At 57.4% G+C, this 21,653-nt stretch carries 25 protein-coding genes; 13 read left to right on the plus strand and 12 right to left on the minus strand.

Going from position 1 to position 21,653, the window contains the following annotated elements:
- Window positions 1-4: 4 nt before the first annotated feature.
- From MWU55_RS13310 to MWU55_RS13350, 9 genes are read left to right on the plus strand one after another with little or no spacing between them, the layout of a single operon-like run.
- The gene (locus tag MWU55_RS13310; RefSeq protein ID WP_246936742.1) at window positions 5-418 is read left to right on the plus strand and encodes a phage major tail protein, TP901-1 family; all 414 of its coding nucleotides are present in this window, start codon (window positions 5-7) and stop codon (window positions 416-418) included.
- A 2-nt stretch (window positions 419-420) separates the two neighbouring features.
- Window positions 421-753: a gene transfer agent family protein gene (locus MWU55_RS13315; RefSeq protein WP_246936744.1), complete on the plus strand. Its 333-nt coding sequence runs from the start codon at window positions 421-423 to the stop codon at window positions 751-753.
- Window positions 737-964, plus strand: coding sequence for a rcc01693 family protein (locus MWU55_RS13320; protein ID WP_246936746.1), 228 nt, complete (start codon window positions 737-739; stop codon window positions 962-964). Before MWU55_RS13315 ends, MWU55_RS13320 begins: the two co-directional genes overlap by 17 nt.
- On the plus strand, window positions 964-1,626 hold the full coding sequence (locus MWU55_RS13325; RefSeq protein ID WP_246936748.1) for a phage tail tape measure protein: 663 nt from the start codon (window positions 964-966) through the stop codon (window positions 1,624-1,626). The genes MWU55_RS13320 and MWU55_RS13325 overlap by 1 nt, the downstream gene beginning before the upstream one ends.
- A 33-nt stretch (window positions 1,627-1,659) precedes the next feature.
- Complete coding sequence (locus MWU55_RS13330; RefSeq protein WP_246936750.1) at window positions 1,660-2,292, plus strand: DUF2460 domain-containing protein; 633 nt, start codon at window positions 1,660-1,662, stop codon at window positions 2,290-2,292.
- Window positions 2,292-3,251 carry a DUF2163 domain-containing protein gene (locus MWU55_RS13335; protein WP_246936752.1) on the plus strand — a complete coding sequence of 320 codons (960 nt, stop codon included), beginning with the start codon at window positions 2,292-2,294 and terminating at the stop codon, window positions 3,249-3,251. The genes MWU55_RS13330 and MWU55_RS13335 overlap by 1 nt, the downstream gene beginning before the upstream one ends.
- 1 nt (window position 3,252) lies before the next feature.
- The gene (locus MWU55_RS13340) at window positions 3,253-3,699 is read left to right on the plus strand and encodes an NlpC/P60 family protein (RefSeq protein WP_246936753.1); all 447 of its coding nucleotides are present in this window, start codon (window positions 3,253-3,255) and stop codon (window positions 3,697-3,699) included.
- Window positions 3,699-7,628: a glycoside hydrolase/phage tail family protein gene (locus MWU55_RS13345; RefSeq protein ID WP_246936755.1), complete on the plus strand. Its 3,930-nt coding sequence runs from the start codon at window positions 3,699-3,701 to the stop codon at window positions 7,626-7,628. Before MWU55_RS13340 ends, MWU55_RS13345 begins: the two co-directional genes overlap by 1 nt.
- The gene (locus tag MWU55_RS13350; protein WP_246936757.1) at window positions 7,629-7,931 is read left to right on the plus strand and encodes a hypothetical protein; all 303 of its coding nucleotides are present in this window, start codon (window positions 7,629-7,631) and stop codon (window positions 7,929-7,931) included.
- On the opposite strand, the gene MWU55_RS13355 is transcribed toward MWU55_RS13350, so the two are convergent.
- On the minus strand, window positions 7,912-8,268 hold the full coding sequence (locus MWU55_RS13355; RefSeq protein ID WP_246936759.1) for a TraR/DksA C4-type zinc finger protein: 357 nt from the start codon (window positions 8,266-8,268) through the stop codon (window positions 7,912-7,914). The genes MWU55_RS13350 and MWU55_RS13355 overlap by 20 nt on opposite strands.
- A 67-nt stretch (window positions 8,269-8,335) precedes the next feature.
- Between MWU55_RS13355 and cysE the strand changes: the two genes are divergently transcribed.
- The gene (cysE, locus tag MWU55_RS13360) at window positions 8,336-9,139 is read left to right on the plus strand and encodes a serine O-acetyltransferase (protein ID WP_246936761.1); all 804 of its coding nucleotides are present in this window, start codon (window positions 8,336-8,338) and stop codon (window positions 9,137-9,139) included.
- A 337-nt stretch (window positions 9,140-9,476) separates the two neighbouring features.
- Here cysE and MWU55_RS13365 read toward each other — a convergent pair whose 3' ends face one another.
- From MWU55_RS13365 to MWU55_RS13405, 10 genes are all read right to left on the minus strand, one after another.
- Window positions 9,477-9,812 (minus strand): carboxymuconolactone decarboxylase family protein, encoded by a 336-nt coding sequence (locus MWU55_RS13365; RefSeq protein ID WP_246936763.1) that lies wholly within the window; start codon window positions 9,810-9,812, stop codon window positions 9,477-9,479.
- Window positions 9,813-9,911: 99 nt separating this feature from the next.
- Entirely contained in the window at window positions 9,912-11,207 is a 1,296-nt protein-coding gene (locus MWU55_RS13370) for a pyruvate dehydrogenase complex dihydrolipoamide acetyltransferase (protein ID WP_246936765.1), read from the minus strand.
- A gap of 12 nt (window positions 11,208-11,219) precedes the next feature.
- The gene (locus MWU55_RS13375; RefSeq protein WP_246936767.1) at window positions 11,220-12,602 is read right to left on the minus strand and encodes a pyruvate dehydrogenase complex E1 component subunit beta; all 1,383 of its coding nucleotides are present in this window, start codon (window positions 12,600-12,602) and stop codon (window positions 11,220-11,222) included.
- 24 nt (window positions 12,603-12,626) lie between these two features.
- Window positions 12,627-13,628, minus strand: a complete 1,002-nt coding sequence (gene pdhA, locus MWU55_RS13380; protein ID WP_246936769.1) for a pyruvate dehydrogenase (acetyl-transferring) E1 component subunit alpha — start codon at window positions 13,626-13,628, stop codon at window positions 12,627-12,629.
- A 178-nt stretch (window positions 13,629-13,806) separates the two neighbouring features.
- Window positions 13,807-14,109: a septum formation initiator family protein gene (locus tag MWU55_RS13385; protein ID WP_246936771.1), complete on the minus strand. Its 303-nt coding sequence runs from the start codon at window positions 14,107-14,109 to the stop codon at window positions 13,807-13,809.
- 154 nt (window positions 14,110-14,263) lie between these two features.
- Window positions 14,264-15,457 carry a Hint domain-containing protein gene (locus MWU55_RS13390; RefSeq protein WP_281501907.1) on the minus strand — a complete coding sequence of 398 codons (1,194 nt, stop codon included), beginning with the start codon at window positions 15,455-15,457 and terminating at the stop codon, window positions 14,264-14,266.
- A gap of 166 nt (window positions 15,458-15,623) precedes the next feature.
- A complete protein-coding gene (locus MWU55_RS13395; RefSeq protein WP_246936773.1) occupies window positions 15,624-16,499 on the minus strand; it encodes a fructose bisphosphate aldolase in 876 nt (291 codons plus the stop codon).
- 260 nt (window positions 16,500-16,759) lie between these two features.
- The gene (hemP, locus tag MWU55_RS13400) at window positions 16,760-16,930 is read right to left on the minus strand and encodes a hemin uptake protein HemP (protein WP_246936774.1); all 171 of its coding nucleotides are present in this window, start codon (window positions 16,928-16,930) and stop codon (window positions 16,760-16,762) included.
- On the minus strand, window positions 16,927-17,052 hold the full coding sequence (locus MWU55_RS16570; protein WP_281501865.1) for a hypothetical protein: 126 nt from the start codon (window positions 17,050-17,052) through the stop codon (window positions 16,927-16,929). The genes hemP and MWU55_RS16570 overlap by 4 nt, the downstream gene beginning before the upstream one ends.
- A gap of 192 nt (window positions 17,053-17,244) precedes the next feature.
- Complete coding sequence (locus MWU55_RS13405) at window positions 17,245-18,432, minus strand: phosphoglycerate kinase (protein WP_246936776.1); 1,188 nt, start codon at window positions 18,430-18,432, stop codon at window positions 17,245-17,247.
- Between the two features lie 155 nt (window positions 18,433-18,587).
- Here MWU55_RS13405 and MWU55_RS13410 point away from each other — a divergent pair, with 155 nt between their 5' ends.
- The 3 genes from MWU55_RS13410 to MWU55_RS13420 all read left to right on the plus strand — a co-directional run bounded on the left by MWU55_RS13410 (window position 18,588) and on the right by MWU55_RS13420 (window position 20,790).
- The gene (locus MWU55_RS13410; RefSeq protein ID WP_246936778.1) at window positions 18,588-19,088 is read left to right on the plus strand and encodes a peptidylprolyl isomerase; all 501 of its coding nucleotides are present in this window, start codon (window positions 18,588-18,590) and stop codon (window positions 19,086-19,088) included.
- Complete coding sequence (locus MWU55_RS13415) at window positions 19,081-19,722, plus strand: peptidylprolyl isomerase (protein ID WP_246936780.1); 642 nt, start codon at window positions 19,081-19,083, stop codon at window positions 19,720-19,722. The genes MWU55_RS13410 and MWU55_RS13415 overlap by 8 nt, the downstream gene beginning before the upstream one ends.
- A gap of 93 nt (window positions 19,723-19,815) precedes the next feature.
- Window positions 19,816-20,790, plus strand: a complete 975-nt coding sequence (locus MWU55_RS13420) for a DUF3179 domain-containing protein (protein WP_246936782.1) — start codon at window positions 19,816-19,818, stop codon at window positions 20,788-20,790.
- On the opposite strand, the gene MWU55_RS13425 is transcribed toward MWU55_RS13420, so the two are convergent.
- Window positions 20,787-21,581, minus strand: coding sequence for a pyrroline-5-carboxylate reductase dimerization domain-containing protein (locus MWU55_RS13425; RefSeq protein WP_246936784.1), 795 nt, complete (start codon window positions 21,579-21,581; stop codon window positions 20,787-20,789). The two genes, MWU55_RS13420 and MWU55_RS13425, sit on opposite strands and share 4 nt — an antisense overlap.
- Window positions 21,582-21,653 lie beyond the last annotated feature (72 nt).

Here is a 21,653-nt window from a genome sequence, read left to right on the forward strand (position 1 = left end):
TCCTATGGCTGCGCAAAACGGCAAAGACCTTCTGATCAAGCTCGATATGACCGACACCGGTGTGTTCGAGACCATTGCAGGCCTTCGGGCCACGCGCCTGAGCTTCAACGCGGAAAGCGTGGATGTGACCAGCCTGGAAAGCACAGGCGGTTGGCGTGAACTTCTGGGCGGTGCAGGCGTGAAATCGGCGTCGATCTCGGGCTCGGGTGTGTTCAAAGACGCCTCGACCGACGAGCGGGCTCGCCAGATCTTTTTCGACAATGAAGTGCCGAGCTTCCAAGTGATTGTGCCCGATTTCGGCGTGGTCGAAGGCGCGTTCATGATCACCTCGATTGAATATGCGGGGTCGCATAACGGCGAGGCGACATATGAGCTGTCGATGGCATCGGCTGGCGAACTGACCTTCACGGCGCTTTGATCATGGCCAATCCCTGGACGGGCGAGGTCGCCCTTGTGATCGACGGCACATCTCATGTGTTGAAGTTGACGCTTGGGGCATTGGCCGAGCTGGAAGAGCAGCTGGGAGAGGCCTCGATCGTATCGCTGGTCGAACGGTTTGAAAGCGGAGGATTCTCAAGCCGTGATGTTCTGGCCTTGATTGTCGCCGGACTGCGCGGCGGGGGCTGGGCTGGCACGGCGCAGGATTTGATTGCCGCTGAAATCCAAGGCGGACCCGTCGAAGCCGCAAAAGCCGCGGGTCAGCTTTTGACCCGCGCCTTCGCCCTGACACCCGGGGATGACGTGCGTGGCTGAGGCTGCCGGGTTCGACTGGCCGGGGTTGATGCGCCTTGGTCTTGGTAAACTGGGACTGCGCCCGGATGATTTCTGGGCGCTGACCCCGATCGAATTGGCTGTGATGGCCGGGCTAGAGGGGCAACCTGCCACCTGCCTGCGATCCCGGCTTGATGAGCTTGCCCGTGCGTTCCCTGATGAACCGCGTGGCCCCAAAGGAAAGGGCATGTGATGGCTGAATTGGACAGTATCGACAGTTTCGAAGACCAAATTGACGCCTTGGAAGCGGCACTTGGTGGCGCGCAGCAAATGACCACTGGCTTTATCTTCGAATTGAAGGGCATGCATTCGACGATTTCGGATCTGAATGCAGATGTCAGCACTTTGTCCTCGGGTATCTCGTCTGGTTTGCGCCGTGCGTTCGAGGGCTTGGCCTTTGATGGGATGAAACTGTCAGATGCATTGAAAGAGGTCGCACGGTCAATGACCGATGCGGCGTTCAATGCCGCCGTAAACCCAGTCACCAACCATTTTGGCGATCTTCTGGGTCAGGGTGTTGGCGCGATTACAAACGCGTTCCTGCCCTTTGCCGATGGCGGCGCATTTGCCCATGGGCGCGTCATGCCGTTTGCCAAGGGGGGCGTGGTGTCGCAAGCGACTGCCTTTCCGATGCGAGGCGGCATGGGCCTGATGGGTGAAGCCGGACCGGAAGCCATTATGCCACTGAGCCGCGGGGCCGATGGCCGGCTTGGCGTGCGCACGCAGGGCGGCGGTCAGCCCGTGAATGTCACCATGAATATCTCGACCCCGGATGTCGAAAGCTTCCGTCGGTCTCAAAGCCAGATTGCGGCCAATGTCCAGCGCGCTTTGGCGCGCGGCCAGCGGCACCGCTGATCACCAGATTTCCTGATCTTAGGAGGGTTCCACATGTCTTTTCATGAAATTCGTTTCCCAGCCAATCTGAGTTTCGGCTCGGTTGGCGGTCCTGAACGGCGCACCGAAGTGGTCACGCTGGCCAACGGGTTCGAAGAACGCAACAGCCCGTGGGAGCATTCGCGTCGGCGTTATGATGCGGGGATCGGGATGCGGTCTTTGGATGACGTTGAAACGCTGATTGCGTTCTTTGAAGCGCGCCGCGGGCAGTTACATGCGTTTCGCTGGAAAGACTGGTCGGACTTCAAAAGCGGCCTGCCATCGGCTGAGCCTGCGTACACTGATCAGATCATCGGGTGGGGCGACGGGACAACCACCGACTTCCAGCTGCTCAAGACCTACCGGTCAGGCACCAACACCTACGAGCGGCCAATCCAAAAGCCGGTCGAAGGGACGGTGAAGCTGGGCCTGAAAGGGGACCCTCAGATTGAGGCGACACAGTTTAGCGTCGATCTCACCACCGGGTTGATCAGCTTTGCGACAGCGCCGGAAGATGGGGCCGAGATCACCGCCGGGTATGAGTTTGATGTGCCCGTGCGGTTCGACACGGACCGCGTTCATACGTCGGTGGCGTCGTTCCAGGCGGGTGAGGCACCGAATGTGCCGGTGGTCGAGGTGCGTGTCTGATGGCGGTTTCAACAGAGTTTCAGGCTCATCTCAGCGAAGGTGTGACCAGCATTGCGCGGTTGTGGAAGGTCACGCGGCGCGATGGTGCAGTCTATGGCTTTACGGATCACGATCTGGATATCCAGATGGAAGGTGTGACCTACAAGGCCGACACTGGCATGACCGCTCAGGCGTTAAGTCAGACCACGGGGCTTTCGGTCGATAACACCGAAGCTTTGGGTGTTCTGTCCACAGATGCCATCAGCGAAAAAGACATTCGCGCGGGGCGCTATGACGGAGCCGAAGTTGAAGCGTGGCTTGTGAATTGGAAAGATGTCACGCAACGCTACCTCCGGTTTCGCGGCACAGTGGGCGAGCTGGCACGAGAAGCTGGTGGCTTCCGGGCAGAGCTGAACGGGCTGAGCGAAGCCCTGAACCAGCCGCAGGGGCGCGCATTTCAATCACCCTGTTCTGCGGTGCTGGGGGATGAGAAATGCCGGTTTAATCTGGGCCAGAACGGATATTCAGTCGAGCTGGATCTTGTCAGTAATGATGAAGAAACCGTGTTTCGGTTCGACGGCATGTCGCTTTACCCAAGGAATTGGTTTGTCCGTGGTCGGTTTGAAGTTTTGACCGGCGAGGCTGAAGGGCTGTGCGGGATCATCAAAAATGACAGCAAGGGCAAAGATGGCACACGGACTATCGAGCTTTGGGAAGCTTTGCGGGCCGTCATGCAACCCGGCGATCGCGTCCGCCTTGAGGCGGGTTGTGACAAGCTGGCCCGCACATGCCGCGTGAAGTTCAATAATTTCCGGAACTTTCGTGGTTTCCCTGACATTCCTGGCGAGGACTGGCTGATGTCCTATCCAATTCCATCGGGGCGTAATGACGGTGGCGATGGACGCGAAACGTTAGATGTCCAAGGCTTCATCTTTGGAGACGATGAAAACAACCCATTCAACCCGATTTCTGGGGCCTGATATGGTGCGGAAACAAGCATTAATACTGCAAGAGCTGCAGGGGTGGCTTGGAACGCCCTATGTGCATCAAGCCTCTCAGAAAGGGGCCGGGTGCGATTGCCTTGGCCTGGTGCGTGGCGTGTGGCGGGCCGTTCTGGGGCAAGAGCCGGTCAGCGTACCCCCATACACGTCTGATTGGTCCGAAACGGACGGACAGGAAGCGCTTTGGCAGGCCGCGAAAGCGCATCTGATTGCCAAACCGTTGGAGGCCAAACAGCCGGGTGACATCCTGTTGTTTCGGATGCGCTCCGATGCGGTTGCAAAACATCTGGGGTTTCTGGCCAGCGCGGGCCCAGCCCCATCCTTTATCCACGCCTATAGCGGCCATGGCGTGGTGGAGAGCTCACTTTCCACCCCATGGGAACGCCGGATTGTGGCGTGTTTTGAACTTCCTGAAAGGACAAGCTGATGGCGACGATACTTCTTTCTGCTGTGGGTGCTGCGGCTGGAGCCTCAATCGGGGGCGGGATCCTTGGTTTGTCTTCCGTGGTGATTGGCAAAGCCATTGGTGCCACGATTGGTCAGGCCATTGACAATCGTATTTTGGGGCAGGGGTCCGAGCCCATTGAAACAGGCCGCGTGGACCGGATACGCCTAAGCGGTGCTTCCGAAGGTACCGCTGTTCCCATGGTGTATGGGGCCGCACGTCTGGGCGGGCAGGTGATTTGGTCTACACGTTTCAAGGAAAATGTCACGACGACCGGTGGGGATGACGGGGGCAAAGGTCCTCCAAAGCCCCCAGAACCCGAAATCACGACCTACAGCTATTCGATCAGTGTTGCGGTTGCCTTGTGCGAGGGGCAAATCACGCGAGTAGGTCGGATCTGGGCAGATGGAAACCAGATCGCGAAGAAGGATCTGAACATCCGCATCTATAAGGGAACGGAATCCCAATTGCCGGACCCCAAGATCGAAGCGGTGAAGGGATCGGGGAAAGCCCCGGCCTATCGCGGGATCGCCTATGTGGTGATCGAAGATTTGGACCTCACGCCTTTCGGCAACCGTGTGCCTCAGTTCAGTTTCGAGGTATTTCGTCCGGAGCAGCCGTTCCAAAACAAGGAAGTCGCACGCGGCACCCAAGCTGTGGCGCTGATCCCCGGAACGGGAGAATACGCGATGGCGACGTCTGCCGTGCATTATGATGGTGGGCCGGGTGTCAGTGGCGGCTCTAACCAGAACAACCCATCGGGACACACGGATTTCGTGACATCCTATCGTCAGATGCGCGAGGAAATGCCCAACTGTACGAATACGGCGCTTGTAGTGTCGTGGTTTGGCGATGATCTGCGCTGTGGATCGTGCCAGATCCGCCCTCGTGTCGAGCAGAAGCAAATGGATGGTAAACCCATGCCGTGGACCGTCAGTGGTGTGGCACGTTCACAAGCGGGGCTGGTGCCGCGCGATGATGACAACCGTCCGGTGTATGGCGGCACTCCTTCGGATCAGTCGGTGAAAGAGGCAATAGAATTTGCATCGCTCAACAATCGCAAGGCCACCTTCTATCCGTTCATCCTCATGGAGCAGATGGAAGGCAACAGCCTTTTTGACCCTTGGTCGGCGCAGATCGGGCAGCCTGAATTGCCATGGCGTGGACGGATCACGACCACGCTTGCTCCGCACCATCCGGGGTCGCCAGATGGCACTGCCGGTGCCGTGTCGCAGGTTGCCGCGTTCTTTGGGAACGCGCAGCCCAGCGATTTCAATGTGACTTCTCAGGGTGTGAATTACACAGGCCCGAACGAGTTCTCGTATCGAAGGTTCATCCTGCACTATGCACATCTGTGCAAATCTGCTGGCGGGGTGGATGCGTTCTTGATCGGATCGGAGCTGCGCAGCCTGACGCAGATCCGCGGGCCGGGAAATAGCTTCCCTGTGGTGGATCAGCTGATGCAGTTGGTTGACGACGTGAGGGGAATTCTGGGCGCAAGCACCAAGATTTCCTATGCTGCGGATTGGTCCGAGTATTTCGGCTATCACCCGGAAGATGGGTCCGGGGATGTGTTCTTTCACCTCGATCCGATTTGGAGCCATGACGAAGTCGATTTCATCGGCATAGACAACTACATGCCCCTGTCAGACTGGCGCGATGGGTTTGACCATGCGGATGCTCATTTCGAAAGCATCTATGATCTTGGCTATCTGCAATCCAACATCGAAGGTGGTGAAGGGTACGACTGGTACTATAAAAACCCGGATGCAAGAGAGCTTCAGATACGCACACCAATTACCGATGGAGCACATGGCGAGGACTGGATCTATCGCTACAAGGATCTGCGCGGATGGTGGGAAAGCTCGCACCACAACCGGGTCGGGGGCGTTCGTAATGTGACCCCAACCGACTGGCTGCCAGGTTCCAAGCCCTTCTGGTTCACGGAAATGGGCTGTGCGGCGATTGATAAGGGCACGAACCAACCCAACAAGTTTCTTGATCCCAAAAGCTCGGAAAGTGCCAAGCCGCGCTATTCGAACGGGCGGCGTGATGATCTGATGCAAGCACAATACCTGCGCGCGCTTTATGGGTATTGGAAAGATAATTCCAACAACCCGACCCATTCGGCAACGGGCGTCAAGATGCTGGACATGTCGCGTGCGCATGTCTGGGCGTGGGATACGCGTCCCTTCCCACAGTTCCCGAACCGCAAGGGGCTGTGGAGCGATGGTGCAAACTATGACCGCGGGCATTGGCTGAACGGGCGGGCCTCGTCGCGGTCACTTGCGTCTGTGGTCAGCGAGATCTGCGAACGCTCAGGTGTGACGCGGTACGACGTGTCCAAACTGCATGGTTTGGTGCGGGGATATACCGTTGATCAGATAAGCGGTGCGCGCGCAGCCTTACAGCCTTTGATGCTGGCCTATGGGTTTGAGGTGGCGGAACGGGAAGGCGTCTTGATCTTCGCCTCTCGGACTGGGCGACCTGATCAGACCCTTGATCCTGAAAAGATGGCGTTGTCGCCAGACCGCGAGACCACCCTTGAACGCGTCCGCGCGCCCGAAGCGGAAATCGCAGGTCGCGTGCGCTTGAACTACGTCGAAAGTGGAAGCGACTATGACATTCGGGCCGTAGAGGCGATTTTCCCGGATGAAACGAGCTATTCGGTTTCAACTTCGGAAATCCCCTTGGTGTTAACACGCACAGAAGCGAGGGTGATTACCGAGCGTTGGTTGTCCGAGGCACGCGTGGCGCGAGACTCCGCCACCTTTGCCTTGCCGCCTTCGGAACTGTCCAAAGGGGCGGGCGATGTCCTGAAGTTGGAAACCGAAGCAGGGACCGAGCATTTCCGCGTCGACCATGTGGAACATGCCGGTGTGCAGAACATCCGTGCGGTACGTGTCGAGCCTGGATTGTTTCTGCCCTCAGACAGTGTCGAGCCTGCGCCCGCTGTGAAGCCCTATATCCCGCCAGCGCCGGTTTTCCCTCTGTTCTTGGATCTCCCGCTGCTAACAGGGGACGAGGTGCCGCATGCTCCGCATGTTGCGATTACGGCTGATCCTTGGCCGGGGAATGTGGCGATCTTCCGGTCGGCCAATGACAATGGCTATCGACGCATTGATCGTGTGTTGTCGCGCTCTGTCGTTGGGGTGACCGAAACAGATTTGCTCCCTTCGCCGTCTGGCATTCTGGATCATGGGCCCGCGTTGCGTGTGAAACTTGCATCTGCAGCCACGCTATCCTCGGTCTCGGTGGATGACATGCTGAACGGCGCAAATGTGGTGGCCATTGGGGATGGCAGCCCTGACAATTGGGAAATCCTGCAGTTTGCCTCGGCTGATCTGGTTGGCGAACAAACCTATGATCTGAGTGTACGCTTGCGTGGTCAGTTGGGTACGGATGCCACAATGCCAGGCCTTTGGCCCGCAGGAAGCTATCTTGTGGTGCTGGATGGCACTCAAGACCAGATCCCCTTGGCGTCATCAGCCCGTGGTCTGAACCGCCACTATCGGATCGGTCCTGCACGCAAACCCTATACGGATAATTCCTACCTGCACGAGGTTATGGCCTTCAAAGGCATCGGCTTGCGACCCTATGCGCCTGTTCATCTTGAAGCGCGCTATCAAGCAGGGGATCACCAGCTCAGCTGGATCAGGCGCACGCGGATTGACGGAGATCCTTGGGGAGATGTCGATGTGCCATTGGGCGAGGTGGACGAACGCTATCGTGTTCGGATCATCGACGGGGGAACCGTTAAGCGCGAGCTGGTCGTGACCTCGGCCAATTGGAGCTATGATTCCACGCTTCGGACTGCGGATTTGGTGACAGGTGCCTACACTGTCGAAGTCGCCCAGCTTTCCGAGAAATTCGGGGCAGGCCCGGATGCGCGATTGGAGGTTGATCTGTAAATGCGGCCAGTTCTGCCCGGTGACGCGATTGCCGCGGCCTGTGCGCTTTTGGCGCTTGGGCCGCACAAACGGCCCGGCGCGATGCTTGCCATGCTGCATCGTGCCGACGCCGCGGATCGTTACCGCCTTGCGCTGGGCCGGCTGCATCCGCGTTGGGGCAATGGAAGCCTTGGGTCGGTGGCGATGTCACTTCCGCGCAAAACAGAGCCCTTACACGATGATCCTGATTTTCTGGATTGTTTGCTGACGGTCTATGCCGCGCTCAAGGCGCGACACACACGGTTCAGCCAGAGGCACAGCTGACGCATTTCGGGGCGGTGGGGTCAAGTTCCAACCGCCCCAACGCGATGTCTTCGCCGCAATCTTCGCAATAGCCGAACTCGTCTTCGTTTATCCGCTCAAGCGCCATCAGAACCCTCTGGCGCTGGGCTGATCTGCGCGCGCCGGTGGCTTTTGCCATCGCTTGATTTTGCAACGCATCCATCCGGGATAGCCGCCCAACGGCTTGTTGATCAAGCTCCACAATCTTCTGCCCGTCCTGCCCAAGCGCATCATCCTGATCCAGCTCTTCCAGCTTGGCCAACAAGAGCGCCTTAAACTGTGCGATCTGGGATTCATTCATCTTTGCAATCTTTTCCATCAGGGGTTTGCGTTTGGAATTCAAACCCTATCTGGTGTAAAGTATTCGTTCAACGCGAGGAGCAGACATGGCCGAGAAACATGCGATTGTGACCAAAATCGATCCCGTCTGGGACCGGATCACCAGCGAAGCCAAACAAGCCGTGGCAGAAGAGCCTCTGCTGGGTGGTTTGATTGGGGCCTGTGTGCTTCACCACAGGACGCTTGAGAAGGCGTTGTCCTATCGCTTTGCCGCTAAGCTCAGCTCGAATGAGATGAGCATGGTGCTTTTGCGAGAGATTGCTGACGAAGCCTATGCTGGCTGCTCTGAACTGGCAGAAGCCGCGCGTGCTGACATCACAGCTGTGCTGGATCGCGATCCGGCCTGCCATCGCATGTTGCAGCCCGTGCTCTACTTCAAAGGCTTCCAAGCGATGCAGGCTTATCGTCTGGCGCATTACCTGTGGAAAGAGGGTCGCAAGGATCTGTCCTACTTCATCCAGATGCGCTGCTCTGAGGTTTACGGCATCGATATTCATCCCGGAGCACGTATTGGCCGGGGCATTATGATCGACCACGCTCATTCCATAGTGATCGGCGAAACGGCTGTTGTGGGCGACAATGTCTCGATGTTGCATTCGGTCACCTTGGGCGGTACCGGCAAAGAAGACGAAGATCGTCATCCCAAGATTGGTGACGGTGTTCTGATTGGCGCTGGCGCGAAGGTTCTGGGCAATATCAAGGTTGGGGAATGCTCGCGCATTGCAGCAGGTTCCGTGGTGCTTGAGGAAGTCCCGCGCAACAAGACCGTGGCAGGCGTGCCTGCCCGTATTGTCGGCGAGGCGGGATGTGATCGCCCTGCAATGAGCATGGATCAGACGCTTATCCAATAAACACCTACCCAAAAGACCGTGTTCAAGCCGGTGGCATGATAGCCATCGGCGGTTTTTCGCAAACTTGCTTTAAATCAATGTATTGCCCGTCAGGTTTCATCTATAGCAACCATGTGAAAACCTGGGAGACCCCGAAATGAAACAGATCTGGCTTGCCACCGTCGTGGCATTTTCTGCAGTGTTTCTTGTAGCAGTGGCCGGTTAACTGTTGTGAAGACCTGAACCACGGGTCACTTCATCACGGCAGACCGAGGCAGATAAAAGACCGCAAAGACGGTCGGAACACAAAAAGGGCGACGCTTCACGCGCCGCCCTTTTGTAATTCTGGTGATCAGATTTAGCCTGTCAGCTGGTCAAATGCCTCAAGCGCACGGGCGCCATACATATAGCCGGGTCCGCCGCCCATCAGGATTGCAACCGATACGGTCTCGGCGATCTCGTCGCGTGTGACCCCGGCTTTAATGGCGGCACGCACGTGAAAACCGATGCAGTCATTACACTGTTTGGCGATGCCAATGGCGATGCATTGCAGTTCTTTATCCTTCACAGACAGCGCCCCATCGACCAAAGCAGCCTTGTGCATGGCGCGAAAGCCATTGGCCCCGTCGGGATGAACGGCAGCAAAGGATTTTGTGTTTGCCGATGTGTCGTCCAGCAGTGCTTTGAAGTCCATTGATTATCTCCGAAATTGATGGTTCGGAAAAGCAAATGGCTCAAGGCGAGGGGTCCCGCCTTGAGCCATGTCAATAGATTGTGATTTTAGAATGTGACGTTACGCCAGCATCGCCATCGGGTTTTCCAGATTGTCGACAATCGCGTTCAGCAAGTTTGCACCAACCGCACCATCAATCACGCGGTGATCAACCGACATGGTGACGCTCATCACTGTTGCGACTGTCAGTTCACCATTTTCCCCCACCACTGGCTTCTTAACGCCAGTGCCGACTGCCAGAATGCCTGCGTGGGGCGGGTTCACGATGGCATCGAAATTGTCGATGCCGAACATGCCCAGGTTCGAGATTGCAAAGCTCCCGCCTTGGTATTCATGCGGCGCAAGCTTGCGATCACGCGCGCGGCTTGCCAGATCTTTCATCTGGGTCGACAGGCTGGACAATGATTTCTGATCGGCATCCTGCAGGACAGGCGTGAACAGCCCGCCTTCAATCGCTACAGCAACTGCCACGTCCGAGGCTTTCATCTGCAACACCCGGTCGCCTGCCCAAACAGCATTGGCTTCGGGCACTTGTTGCAGCGCAAGCGCGACGGCCTTGATGATGAAGTCATTGACCGACAGTTTCATGCCACGGGCTTCCAGCTGCTTGTTCAACTGGCTGCGGAAAGCCAAAAGGGCGTCCAGCTTGATGTCGCGGCGCAGATAGAAATGCGGGATGGTTTGCTTAGCTTCGCCAAGACGCGCCGCAATGGTTTTGCGCATCCCGTCGAGCTTGATTTCCTCGTATTCGCGGTCCTGATACATGGCTGCAACCATATCGGCCGACGGGCCGGTGGGTGCAGCAGCAGGTGCCGCAGTGGAAGCCGCCGCTGGGGCCGCTTTCGGAGCAGCGGTCGCGTTTTCCACATCCGCTTTCACAATCCGGCCTTTCGGGCCCGATCCCGTGATCTGTGTCAGGTCCAGACCCTTGTCTGCCGCAATACGACGGGCGAGGGGCGATGCGAAAATACGTGCGCCATCAGCAGCTTGTGGGGCAGGGGCTGCGGGGGCAGCAGTCACAGGGGCCGCAGCCTCTACCGCCGCAGGGGCGGCCTCGGCAGCGGCCGCAGCTGGTTCTGCGGGGGCGTTTGCGGCGATGTCGCCCGCGCTTTCACCTTCTTCCAGCAGAACAGCGATGGCGGTATTTACCTTCACCGCTTCGCTGCCTTCGGCCACAAGGATCTTGCCGATGATGCCTTCATCAACGGCTTCAAATTCCATCGTGGCTTTGTCGGTTTCGATCTCGGCCAGAAGATCGCCAGACGCGACCTCGTCACCTTCTTTGACCAGCCATTTGGCCAGCGTGCCTTCTTCCATCGTGGGGGACAGGGCGGGCATGAGAATTTCGATTGCCATTTCTCGGTTTCCTTAACGATAGGTCACGGCTTTAGCGGCTTGGATCACCTCGGCGGTGGTCACAAGCGCCAGCTTTTCAAGGTTGGCCGCATAGGGCATCGGGACATCTTTGCCCGTCAGGTTGATCACAGGCGCATCCAGATAGTCGAATGCACGTTCCATGATCTGAGCGGTGATGTGGTTGCCGATTGACGCTACGGGCCAGCCTTCTTCGACGGTGATGCAGCGATTGGTTTTCATGACCGAGTTGACCACGGTGTCATAGTCAATCGGGCGCAGGGTGCGCAGATCGATGACCTCTGCGGAAATGCCTTCTTTGGCCAGCTCATCCGCGGCTTCCAACGCATATTTCATGCCAATTCCGAAGCTGACGATGGTCACATCAGAGCCTTCACGCCAGATGCGCGCTTTGCCGAACGGGATGGCATAATCGTCCATAACCGGTACGTCGAAGCTTTGACCGTAGAGAAGCTCATTTTCCAAGAAGACAACGGGGTTCTCTTCACGGATAGCGGTTTTCAACAGGCCTTTTGCGTCGGCGGCTGAATAGGGCATTGCCACATACAGGCCGGGAATTTGCGCATACCATGCGGCGTAATCCTGGCTGTGCTGCGCGCCCACGCGGGCGGCTGCGCCATTCGGGCCACGGAAGACGATCGGGCAGGACATCTGACCACCCGACATATAGCGGGTTTTGGCGGCCGTGTTGATGATGTGGTCAATCGCCTGCATGGCGAAGTTGAAGGTCATGAACTCGACAATCGGTTTCAGACCGCCAAAGGCCGCCCCCGTGGCAAGACCGGCAAAGCCGTGCTCGGTGATTGGGGTGTCGATGACGCGTTTGGCGCCGAATTCATCCAACAGACCTTGGCTGACCTTATAAGCGCCTTGGTATTCTGCAACTTCTTCCCCCATCAGAAAGACAGTGTCGTCGGACCGCATTTCTTCCGCCATCGCGTCGCGCAAGGCTTCGCGTACGGTGGTCGATCGCATCTCTGTGCCTTCCGGCACTTCTGGGTCCGCTGCAACAACAGGCGTGATTGGCTGGGCTGCGACGGGTGCGGCAGCCGGGGCTTCTGCAACAGGGGCCGCAGCTTCAGGCGCCGGGGTCGCTGCAGGGGCAGAGGCCGCAGCGATATCATCCGCGCTTTCACCGTCTTCAATCATAACCGCGATCGGCGTGTTCACTTTCACGCCCTCGGTGCCTTCCGCGATCAGGATTTTGCCGATCGTGCCTTCATCAACGGCTTCAAATTCCATCGTCGCCTTGTCGGTCTCAATCTCGGCAAGGATGTCGCCCGATTGGACCTCATCCCCTTCTTTTACAAGCCATTTCGCCAGTGTTCCCTCTTCCATCGTGGGGGACAGGGCGGGCATCAATACTTCAGTAGCCATATCGTGTTCTCCTCTGTCCTAATCTCAGGCGTAAATGTCGGTCCACAGCTCTTCAAGCGCAGGCTCGGGGCTGGTTTTCGAGAACTCGGCTGCGTCATTCACAACCGCTTTGATTTCTTTGTCGATGGCCTTCAGGTCATCTTCAGAAGTGTGCTTGCCTTGCAGCAGAAGCTCGCGCACATGCTCAATTGCATCGCGTTCTTCGCGCACTTTCTGAACCTCTTCGCGGGTCCGGTACTTAGCCGGATCTGACATCGAGTGACCGCGATAACGGTATGTTTTCATTTCAAGAATGTAGGGGCCTTTGCCCGAACGGCAGTGTTCAGTTGCACGTTCGCCGGCTTCTTTCACGGCCATCACGTCCATGCCGTCCACAGCCTCACCGGGGATGCCGAAGGCTTCGCCGCGGGTGTAGATGTCAGGGGTCGAGCTTGCTCGCTGCAGCGAAGTGCCCATGGCGTATTGGTTGTTTTCGATCACATAGATGACCGGAAGCTCCCATAGCGATGCCATGTTGAAGCTTTCATAAACCTGACCCTGGTTGGCCGCACCGTCGCCGAAGTAAGCGAAGGTCACACCACCATTGTCCAAATACTTGTCTGCGAAGGCCAGACCTGTGCCGATCGGCACCTGCGCACCAACGATGCCGTGGCCGCCATAGAAGTGTTTCTCTTTCGAGAACATGTGCATGGAGCCGCCTTTACCGCGGGAGTAACCACCTTCGCGGCCCGTCAGTTCGGCCATGACACCTTTGGGGTCCATCCCGCAGGCCAGCATGTGGCCGTGGTCGCGGTAAGAGGTCAGACGTTTATCACCTTCTTTTGCTGCGGCTTCCAGCCCAACGACAACGGCTTCCTGACCGATGTAAAGGTGACAGAACCCGCCGATCAGGCCCATGCCGTAAAGCTGGCCTGACTTTTCTTCGAATCGACGGATCAAAAGCATCTCGCGATAGTATTCAAGAAGCTCTTCTTTGGATGTGTTTGATTTAGCAGTCTTTTTTGGAGCGCTTTTCCGGGCTGCCATGTGGCGTCCTCCTCCTGGCGTCATCTGGCTGATTGCGATAGTTTAGTGTTAAACTATCTTATACAGCCTTCACCCTTGCGGGTCGATAAAAACTTACAAAGCCTTGCGCGAAGCAGGGTTGCGCTCAATGCAATGCTCGAGTTTTTTACGTAATTTCAAAGGGGAAGATGCGCGATGATCAGCGCAGCACGACCTCGTCTGCGCGCACAACACCCAACACATTGCGGGCTTGTTCGTCCAACAGGTCAACGTCAAGGAAGTCATCCGAAAGGCGCTTGGTCTTGTTGCGCAGTTCGGCGATCTGAGCCGAGAGCGCATCACGCTCTTTCAAAAGCGCTTGCGTCTCGGCCTCGATCTGTACGCGCCGGAACAATCCATAATCGCCCTGCACACTGGCAAACGTGAAGTAAAGGCCAAGGCCAACGGCCCCGACAAAGTAGATCACTCCACCAATTCCAGATTGTGCGCGAGGTGCGCCCATAGGTTTCCCGCCTGTATGTACTGCCTCTTGCCCACCTCTTTTCGGGCGGTGCAAGGGAACTATGCCACAGGTGATTCGGCTTGTGAATCCCAAAAACGAATCACTCGGCAAAAAACTTACTTGGTCAAGGTAAGGGCCAACACATCCGTTTCGATCAGAAAAAGGGGACGGTCAGGGCCCGTGCGTTCTTTTGATGCCGTTCAACCAGTTTGCGCGCTTTTCGCCCGCTTACAAAGGCGCGCGCGGGTCGCATCTGGGGCAGGGCAAACCCGGGTTCATCCGTGGGAAACAGGATTTCCAGCTCTTCGCGCGCTGCATCAGACAGCACAGCGGTACTTTGTGCCCCAATAAACAGGCTTTCCACTGCGATCCCATTGGCATTCAGGATATGATGCGCATCAAACAGCAGGTGGAAATAGATCACCGATTGATGCGCACTACACAAAGTTGCCACGTCGCTTTCAAGAAGATCCTTCGCAGGTAGAAGGACCTGATCCGTCCCGAACATGCGCTGCGCGATTTTACCTTCAACCAAGATACGATGCTGGCGTGACACGGTCAGAGGGGCTTCGGATCCGCCCAAATCAGTCCGTTGCAGCTCAACCTTGATCGGGCGCAGTTTGGCATCTTGCATCATCTGGGCCGAGTTGACGCGCCGCGCGAAAATCCAGCGCAGGGGCTGAGGTCCGGCATCCAAGGTCTGCACAAGATCGCCCGCCCGCAGTCGTTCGACGGGTACAAAGCCCCTTTCCGTCAGGATTCGCGTCCCGTTGGTGAAACACACATTCGCAGTACCTGGGGTGGGTGTCTCGGAACCGGTAAACCCGGATGCGGTACGCTGAATCGAAAGGCCATCGGTGTCATTGCCCATGTCTTCGCCGGATCCAACACGCGTGGCGGTTGACGAGAACCCGTTATACCCGTTTCCGTTCACAGGATCGTCCAGGTTGTCTCCGTTGTAATAGGACTGGATAAACTCGTCCGCCGTAGGGTCATAGATGACGATGTTATCCTGACTGTTGTTGAACACGTTCGAGCCGAAATCCGCATCAAAGGCCAGATTGTCCCCTGTGACGGCGGGCAGGCTGTCTCCGTTTTGCACATTGCGAACGACGACGGCGACAGGTTCCAAAACAGTGCAGGGTGGAAAGGTAAACCAGTTTCCGCGCCCCTGATCCCACAGCTCTAAGCCCGAGATATCAATGGCGGTGTTCGACGTGTTCGCGATCTCAAGAAACTCATCCCCGCCTCGGGCGTTTCCATTGCCATCAGTATCGTAATTCGTCGCCCCGTTTGGATCGACGAGTACTTCGTTAATAACAATGCCGCCACGAAGAGTGTCAGGCAGAGATAGCTTGCCTCAATCGTGAAAGGTTTAATCGTAACGTTTCCCGCTTAAGTATAATCAGTTTTTGCCGATTGGGCAAAGTGCTGGGCTGTGGAACAAATTTCAAATGTAAAAAGGGCGCCTAGAAACTGCTAGACGCCCATTGTTTTAAGAGCTTGGACGGGTCTTAGCCCGCAATCGACGCTTTGTAGATGCTGTCAATCGTGTCCGCGATGGTGCCGTTGAACGCGTCATCGCTTTGTTGTGCTGACAGACCTTCGGTCAGTGCGCGCGAGAAACTGGCGATCATGCCTGCGTTTTGCGTCAAACGAGCGTTGGCTTCTTCGCGCGAATAGCCGCCTGACAGGGCAACAACCGACGCAACGCGCGGGTGGTTCACCAGCGCCTGATAGTGATTTGCCGCTTCCGGCAAGGTCAACTTCAGCATCACAGTCTGATCATCTGACAGCGCATCCAGCTGGGCTTTGATCTCGCCCACAAGGATGTCTTCGGCCTCGGCCTTATCAGCGATGGAAATCGTCACTTCAGGTTCAATGATCGGAACAAGCCCGTGGCCGATGATCTGCTTACCAACTTCAAACTGTTGGGCAACGTTGGCTTTGATGCCGTCTGCGTTGGCCGCATTGATCACGGAACGCATCTTGGTGCCAAAAACGCCCGCCTTCACAGCGCGTTCGCATAGGGCATCCAGATCCGGCATCGGCTTCATAAGCTGAACGCCGTTATCTTCGTCAGCGAGACCTTTGTCGACCTTAAGAAAGGGCACCACGCCGCGCTCTTCCCACATATAGGTCGCGGTGGGTTTGCCGTCGATTTCGCGGTCCATGGTCATTTCAAACAGGATCGCGCCGATGACCTTGTCGCCGGTGAAAGCCGGGGCCTGTGCGATGCGCGAGCGCATAGCGTGGATCAGGTCATACATTTCGGCGTCGTTTGAATACGCGTCCTCGTCTACGCCATAAAGGCGCAGCGCCTTCGGAGTCGAGCCACCCGATTGGTCCAAAGCTGCGATGAAGCCCTGACCGGCTTTGATCTTTTCCATTTGTGCTTGGTTCGGCATGTCGATCCCACATATTGAATGAATAACTATCTGGGACCGTTCATAGGCGAGGGGGCGACAGCATGCAATTCTGCTGGCGCTAACAGCTTTCAGGGAATTGCCAGATCAACCTGTAGGGGGGGATTTGGGGGCAAGGTTGGATGAAACGGATATGGGCCTTGCCCCCTGGCAACGGCACGCGGGGAATTGGACGGCCAAGGGGAACTTGCCGAAACGCGCCAGTGCTTTCGCGAAATGCGGAGTTACTTTGTCAGGATCAGTTTGCCTGCGCGGGTGATGGTCAGGGTGTAAACCATGTCGTTCAGCACGATGCGTGCGGTTTTACCAAAGGCGGTCAGTTGCAATGCGTCATGTTCTGGCGGGGTCGTGCGCAGGCCATTGTCAAATGCAGTGCTGGTCAGAGGGGCAGTCATTTACGGTCTCCTTCAATTGCGGCTTCGATCCAGATGGCCAGAGCTTTCAGGCCATGAATGAAGGCGATGGGGCTTGGAATGTCGGTGCGGGCCACTCTGTGGCCGTATTGAAAATCAGTCATGTGTCGCGCTCCTGATATGTGGGGCAGGTTGGTCTGCCTCTCAGGTCTCCGGCTGATCGCGGCGGGCGCGACTGGCTGATGAATAATTCTTACAAAAATACTCGGAAAAGAGTCAAGTGGGAACCCGAAAAGAAAAACGCCCCGCAAGCTTACTTGCAGGGCGTTGATTGTATTGACTAAATCATGGTTGGCTTAGCTTAGGGCCGCAACGCCTGGCAAAGTTTTGCCTTCCATCCATTCCAAGAACGCACCACCCGCAGTCGAGATGTAGGTGAAGCGTTCCGCCGCGCCCGCTTTGTTCAAGGCGGCCACGGTGTCGCCGCCACCCGCGACCGAGATCAGATTGCCTGCCTCGGACAGCTCAGCCGCTTTCAGTGCGGCAGCGTTGGTTGCGGTGTCAAAGGGCTCGATCTCAAACGCGCCAAGGGGACCGTTCCAGATCAGGGTTTTGGACATTTCAAAGGTTTCTGCAATCCGCACCACGCTGTCGGGGCCCGCATCAAGGATCATCGCGTCTTCAGGGCAGGCATCCGCCGCAACGGTTTCGTTCGCCGCATTCGCCGCAAATTCACGTGCCACTACAACGTCCGTTGGCAGAATGATGTTGCAGCCCGCTGCTTGGGCTTTGGTCAAAATCTCGGATGCTGTATCGGTCATATCATGTTCGGCCAATGACTTGCCCACATTGATGCCTTGGGCGGCAAGGAACGTGTTTGCCATGCCGCCGCCAATGACCAGATGGTTGACCTTTTCAACAAGGTTCCCCAGCAACTCCAACTTGGTCGAGACCTTGGCCCCACCCACGACAGCCACCACGGGGCGTTCGGGTTCACCTAAAGCAGCCTCAAGCGCAGAGAGTTCCGCTTGCATCAAGCGCCCCGCGCAGGCCGGCAACAGGCGTGCAATCCCTTCGGTCGATCCGTGCGCGCGGTGCGCAGCTGAAAAGGCATCGTTACAATAGACATTGCCCAACGCTGCCAATGCTGCCGCAAAGGCCCCGTCATTTTTGGTCTCTTCTGCGTGGAAGCGGGTGTTTTCAAGCAACAGAACCTCGCCTGCCTGAAGCGCTGCAACCGCTTGTTTGGCTGGGCCGCCAATGCAGTCTTCTGCAAACTTCACCGGAAGCCCAAGTGCGGCTTCAAGGGCAGGGCGGACGACAGACAGGCTCATCTCGGGGACGCGCTGTCCTTTTGGGCGACCGAAATGGGCCAGCAGCACAGGCTTGCCACCAGCGGCCAGAATATCGCGGATTGTGGGCAGGATACGCTGGATACGTGTGTCATCCGTGACCACGCCGTCCTTCACAGGCACATTGATATCTACGCGGGTCAGAACGGTTTTGCCGTTCAACTCCATCTCGTCGAGTGTCTTCCAGGCCATTGGTCCCTCCATCAAGTGTTGGGCGTGTTGCACACCAAAAGCGCGCGCTGGTCAACAGGTGCGGGCGAAAATGAACAGAACTGCCCTTTCATCTTCCTGGTTGGGTGCTTAGTTTGGCGCCAACGAAATACACGATCAATTCAAAGGAGGCCCCGATGGCCGAATATAAAGATCCTGAAAACACCATCCTGATGGAGCTGAAAAACGGCACTGTTGTGATCGAACTGCTGCCGGACGTGGCCCCCAAACATGCCGAGCGCATGAAAGAACTGGCACGCGCGGGCGAATATGACGGTGTTGTTTTTCACCGCGTGATCGACGGCTTCATGGCCCAGACCGGTGACGTGGCCAACGGCAAAGACCCGATGACCCTGCGCCGTGCGGGCACCGGTGGCTCGTCGCTGCCAGATCTGCCTGCTGAATTCTCGAAGCTGCCCCATGATCGCGGCACGCTGGGTGCGGCGCGTTCGCAAAACCCGAACTCGGCCAACAGCCAGTTCTTCATCAACTTCAAAGACAACCACTTCCTGAACGGTCAGTACACGGTCTACGGCCGCGTGACTTCGGGCATGGAACATGTCGACGCGATCACCCGCGGCGAGCCGCCAGCAGAGCCTGATCTGATGGTATCGGTCAAGGTGGCCGCAGATGTCTGACGGCAATTACACACCCCGCGACAAACGCACATTCATTATGGCGTTTCTGGCCGGGGTGGCCTTGGTTGTGGGCTATGCGATTTATACGCTATGGCCCGCTTCCCCGCCCGAGCTGGCACCAGCCGTTGTCGGGGATGCGCCGAAAGTTGAAATCACCGTCGCTGGCGAAGCCAATGGCGTGATCGAGATCACCTTGCGCCCTGATCTGGCCCCGAAACATGTCGAACGGATCGTGACGCTGGCCAAAGAAGGCACCTATGACAACGTGGTGTTCCACCGTGTCATTGATGGTTTCATGGCACAGACCGGCGATGTTGAGTTTGGTAAGGCTGACGGAAACGGCGGCCGCGCGGGGCAGGGCGGATCGTCCTATCCCGACCTTCCGGCCGAATTCAGTGAAGAGCCCTATGTGGCTGGCACCGTCGGCATGGCACGTTCGCAAAGCCCAAACTCGGCCAACAGCCAGTTCTTCATCATGTTCGCCCCGGGCGATTTCCTGAACGGGAAATACACCGTTGTTGGTCAGGTGACGAATGGCTTTGACGTGGTTCAGGCCATCAAGCTGGGTGAAGGCCCGAACGGTTCTGTTCTGGGAAAACCGGACGTTATGACTTCGATGCGCGTGGTCGAATAGGCCTGCGCACAATCGCTCAAACCCTCGTGAGGGGGGCTATGGGGCCGCTTCTAACTCTGTCAGGCTATACTGGACAGAAAAAGGAGCGGCCCCATGCGCATTCTGATGACCTTGCTTGCGATCACCCTAGGCCTATGGGCGCAAGATCTACGGGCAAATCCCAATGCTTGGGAGCATGAGTTCCCGAAAACTGATTTCTCAAAATCCGATATTGGCGGTTGGAACGAGATCCTGTCAGGCGGTCCCGGTCGCGACGGCATCCCCGCGCTCAGCGATCCGGCGTTTCGCAAGGTCAGCAGCGAGACCCGCATAGGTCCGCGCGAACCCGTTCTAACGGTCGAGATCGCAGGCGCCACCCCGCGCGCCTATCCGCTGCGCTATCTAACATGGCATGAAATTGTGAATGACACGGTCGGCGGTGTGCCTGTCGCAGTGACCTTCTGCCCCTTATGCAACTCTGGCATGGTGTTTGATCGCCGCGTGGGCGGGGCCGAGCTGAGTTTCGGGGTGACGGGCAAGCTGCGGAACTCGGACATGGTGATGTATGACCACCAGACCGAAAGCTGGTGGCAACAGGCTTTGGGGCAGGGGATTGTTGGCACGCATACCGGCACCCAGCTGAAACAGCTGCCGGCATGGATGGAAAGCTGGGCGGAGTTCGTCCGTCGAAACCCGGACGGGCTTGTGATGGAGCAACCCCGCGCAAACCGATCCTATGGCCGCAATCCCTATGCGGGCTATGACAGCCGAGAACGCCCTTACGGCTTCTTTACGGGCGAGCAGCCGCCGCATGGCGTGCCCGCTTTGGCTCGCGTGGTCCGCGTTGGCGAGCGCGCATGGCCAGTTGAACGGCTGGCACAGGAAGGCGAGATCACAGAGGCTGGCATCACGATCAGTTGGGTAGCCGGACAGGCCTCGGCGCTAGACACAGCCCAAATCGCAAAGGGCCGGGATGTGGGAACCATTCGTGTCCGAGATGCACAGGGCCGGGACGTCCCGCATGATGTCCTCTTCGCCTTTGCGTTCCATGCGTTCTGGCCGGATGGGAAATGGATGTTGGGGGGCTAGAAGCCCTTGGAAATCTGCCGCGCTTTCTCGACCGCCTCGGCCAGACCTTCGGCTACGACATCCTCGATTCCGGCAGCCTTCATCGCCTCAAGTCCTGCTGCGGTGGTTCCAGCATAGTCGATCATGGCCTGCACCTGATCGGCAGGGGATGCGTCGCCGGCCCCCATCTCTTGCCCAGCCGCCAAGAAAAGCTGCCGCACGGCGCGCTTAGCAACGGTTCCGTCTACGCCCTGCTCTCGGGCAAACCCGACCATCGCATCGGCAAACAGCGCCACGAAACCAGGCACTGGGCCTGTGACCGCAGTGAATACATCCAGCTGAGCCTCATCCGCCAGAACATCCGTTTTGCCGATCGCTCCGAATAATACTTCAGCCAAGGCCATGTCGGCCTGTGCGCCCTTGCCAAGCTTGAAAGGAGAATAGGCCAGCCGCCCTGCAGCTGCTGGGCTCGACATGGCGCGTATCACGCGGTCATGACCTGCGATCTCGACTAACTGCTCCAGTGTCACCCCGGCCATGACCGACAGCACCGGTTTGCTGTCTGCATTCAGGCGCAGCTTAGACGCGTTGGCAGGTGGGATGGACAGAATAATGACGTCACAAGCTGCAACCATCTGGTCGATATCTGCCACCAGTCGCACCGTGTCCGGCAGATCCCCCCGATCACCGCTTCTGTTGAATACAAGGATTTGTTCAGCTGGAAGCGCCTTTGCAACCACCAGCCCATGAATGATCGCACAGCCCAGTTGCCCGCTGCCTCCGATCACGCCTAAAACCATGTCGCCAAGCATCGCTGCCCCTCATTTTCTTAGCAAAAATATCCTGGGGTGAGGCCGAAGGCCGAGGGGCAACGCCCCTAACCC

It is taken from the genome of Aliiroseovarius sp. F20344 (genome assembly GCF_023016155.1).
Classification (GTDB): Bacteria; Pseudomonadota; Alphaproteobacteria; order Rhodobacterales; family Rhodobacteraceae; genus Aliiroseovarius.

Coding starts and splice junctions, on each gene's coding strand:
- MWU55_RS13310 (WP_246936742.1), top strand. CDS start 5: ATGGCTGCGCAAAACGGCAAAGACCTTCTGATCAAGCTCGATATGACC.
- MWU55_RS13315 (WP_246936744.1), top strand. CDS start 421: ATGGCCAATCCCTGGACGGGCGAGGTCGCCCTTGTGATCGACGGCACA.
- MWU55_RS13320 (WP_246936746.1), top strand. CDS start 737: ATGACGTGCGTGGCTGAGGCTGCCGGGTTCGACTGGCCGGGGTTGATG.
- MWU55_RS13325 (WP_246936748.1), top strand. CDS start 964: ATGGCTGAATTGGACAGTATCGACAGTTTCGAAGACCAAATTGACGCC.
- MWU55_RS13330 (WP_246936750.1), top strand. CDS start 1,660: ATGTCTTTTCATGAAATTCGTTTCCCAGCCAATCTGAGTTTCGGCTCG.
- MWU55_RS13335 (WP_246936752.1), top strand. CDS start 2,292: ATGGCGGTTTCAACAGAGTTTCAGGCTCATCTCAGCGAAGGTGTGACC.
- MWU55_RS13340 (WP_246936753.1), top strand. CDS start 3,253: ATGGTGCGGAAACAAGCATTAATACTGCAAGAGCTGCAGGGGTGGCTT.
- MWU55_RS13345 (WP_246936755.1), top strand. CDS start 3,699: ATGGCGACGATACTTCTTTCTGCTGTGGGTGCTGCGGCTGGAGCCTCA.
- MWU55_RS13350 (WP_246936757.1), top strand. CDS start 7,629: ATGCGGCCAGTTCTGCCCGGTGACGCGATTGCCGCGGCCTGTGCGCTT.
- MWU55_RS13355 (WP_246936759.1), bottom strand. CDS start 8,268: ATGGAAAAGATTGCAAAGATGAATGAATCCCAGATCGCACAGTTTAAG.
- cysE (WP_246936761.1), top strand. CDS start 8,336: ATGGCCGAGAAACATGCGATTGTGACCAAAATCGATCCCGTCTGGGAC.
- MWU55_RS13365 (WP_246936763.1), bottom strand. CDS start 9,812: ATGGACTTCAAAGCACTGCTGGACGACACATCGGCAAACACAAAATCC.
- MWU55_RS13370 (WP_246936765.1), bottom strand. CDS start 11,207: ATGGCAATCGAAATTCTCATGCCCGCCCTGTCCCCCACGATGGAAGAA.
- MWU55_RS13375 (WP_246936767.1), bottom strand. CDS start 12,602: ATGGCTACTGAAGTATTGATGCCCGCCCTGTCCCCCACGATGGAAGAG.
- pdhA (WP_246936769.1), bottom strand. CDS start 13,628: ATGGCAGCCCGGAAAAGCGCTCCAAAAAAGACTGCTAAATCAAACACA.
- MWU55_RS13385 (WP_246936771.1), bottom strand. CDS start 14,109: ATGGGCGCACCTCGCGCACAATCTGGAATTGGTGGAGTGATCTACTTT.
- MWU55_RS13395 (WP_246936773.1), bottom strand. CDS start 16,499: ATGGAAAAGATCAAAGCCGGTCAGGGCTTCATCGCAGCTTTGGACCAA.
- hemP (WP_246936774.1), bottom strand. CDS start 16,930: ATGACTGCCCCTCTGACCAGCACTGCATTTGACAATGGCCTGCGCACG.
- MWU55_RS16570 (WP_281501865.1), bottom strand. CDS start 17,052: ATGACTGATTTTCAATACGGCCACAGAGTGGCCCGCACCGACATTCCA.
- MWU55_RS13405 (WP_246936776.1), bottom strand. CDS start 18,432: ATGGCCTGGAAGACACTCGACGAGATGGAGTTGAACGGCAAAACCGTT.
- MWU55_RS13410 (WP_246936778.1), top strand. CDS start 18,588: ATGGCCGAATATAAAGATCCTGAAAACACCATCCTGATGGAGCTGAAA.
- MWU55_RS13415 (WP_246936780.1), top strand. CDS start 19,081: ATGTCTGACGGCAATTACACACCCCGCGACAAACGCACATTCATTATG.
- MWU55_RS13420 (WP_246936782.1), top strand. CDS start 19,816: ATGCGCATTCTGATGACCTTGCTTGCGATCACCCTAGGCCTATGGGCG.
- MWU55_RS13425 (WP_246936784.1), bottom strand. CDS start 21,581: ATGCTTGGCGACATGGTTTTAGGCGTGATCGGAGGCAGCGGGCAACTG.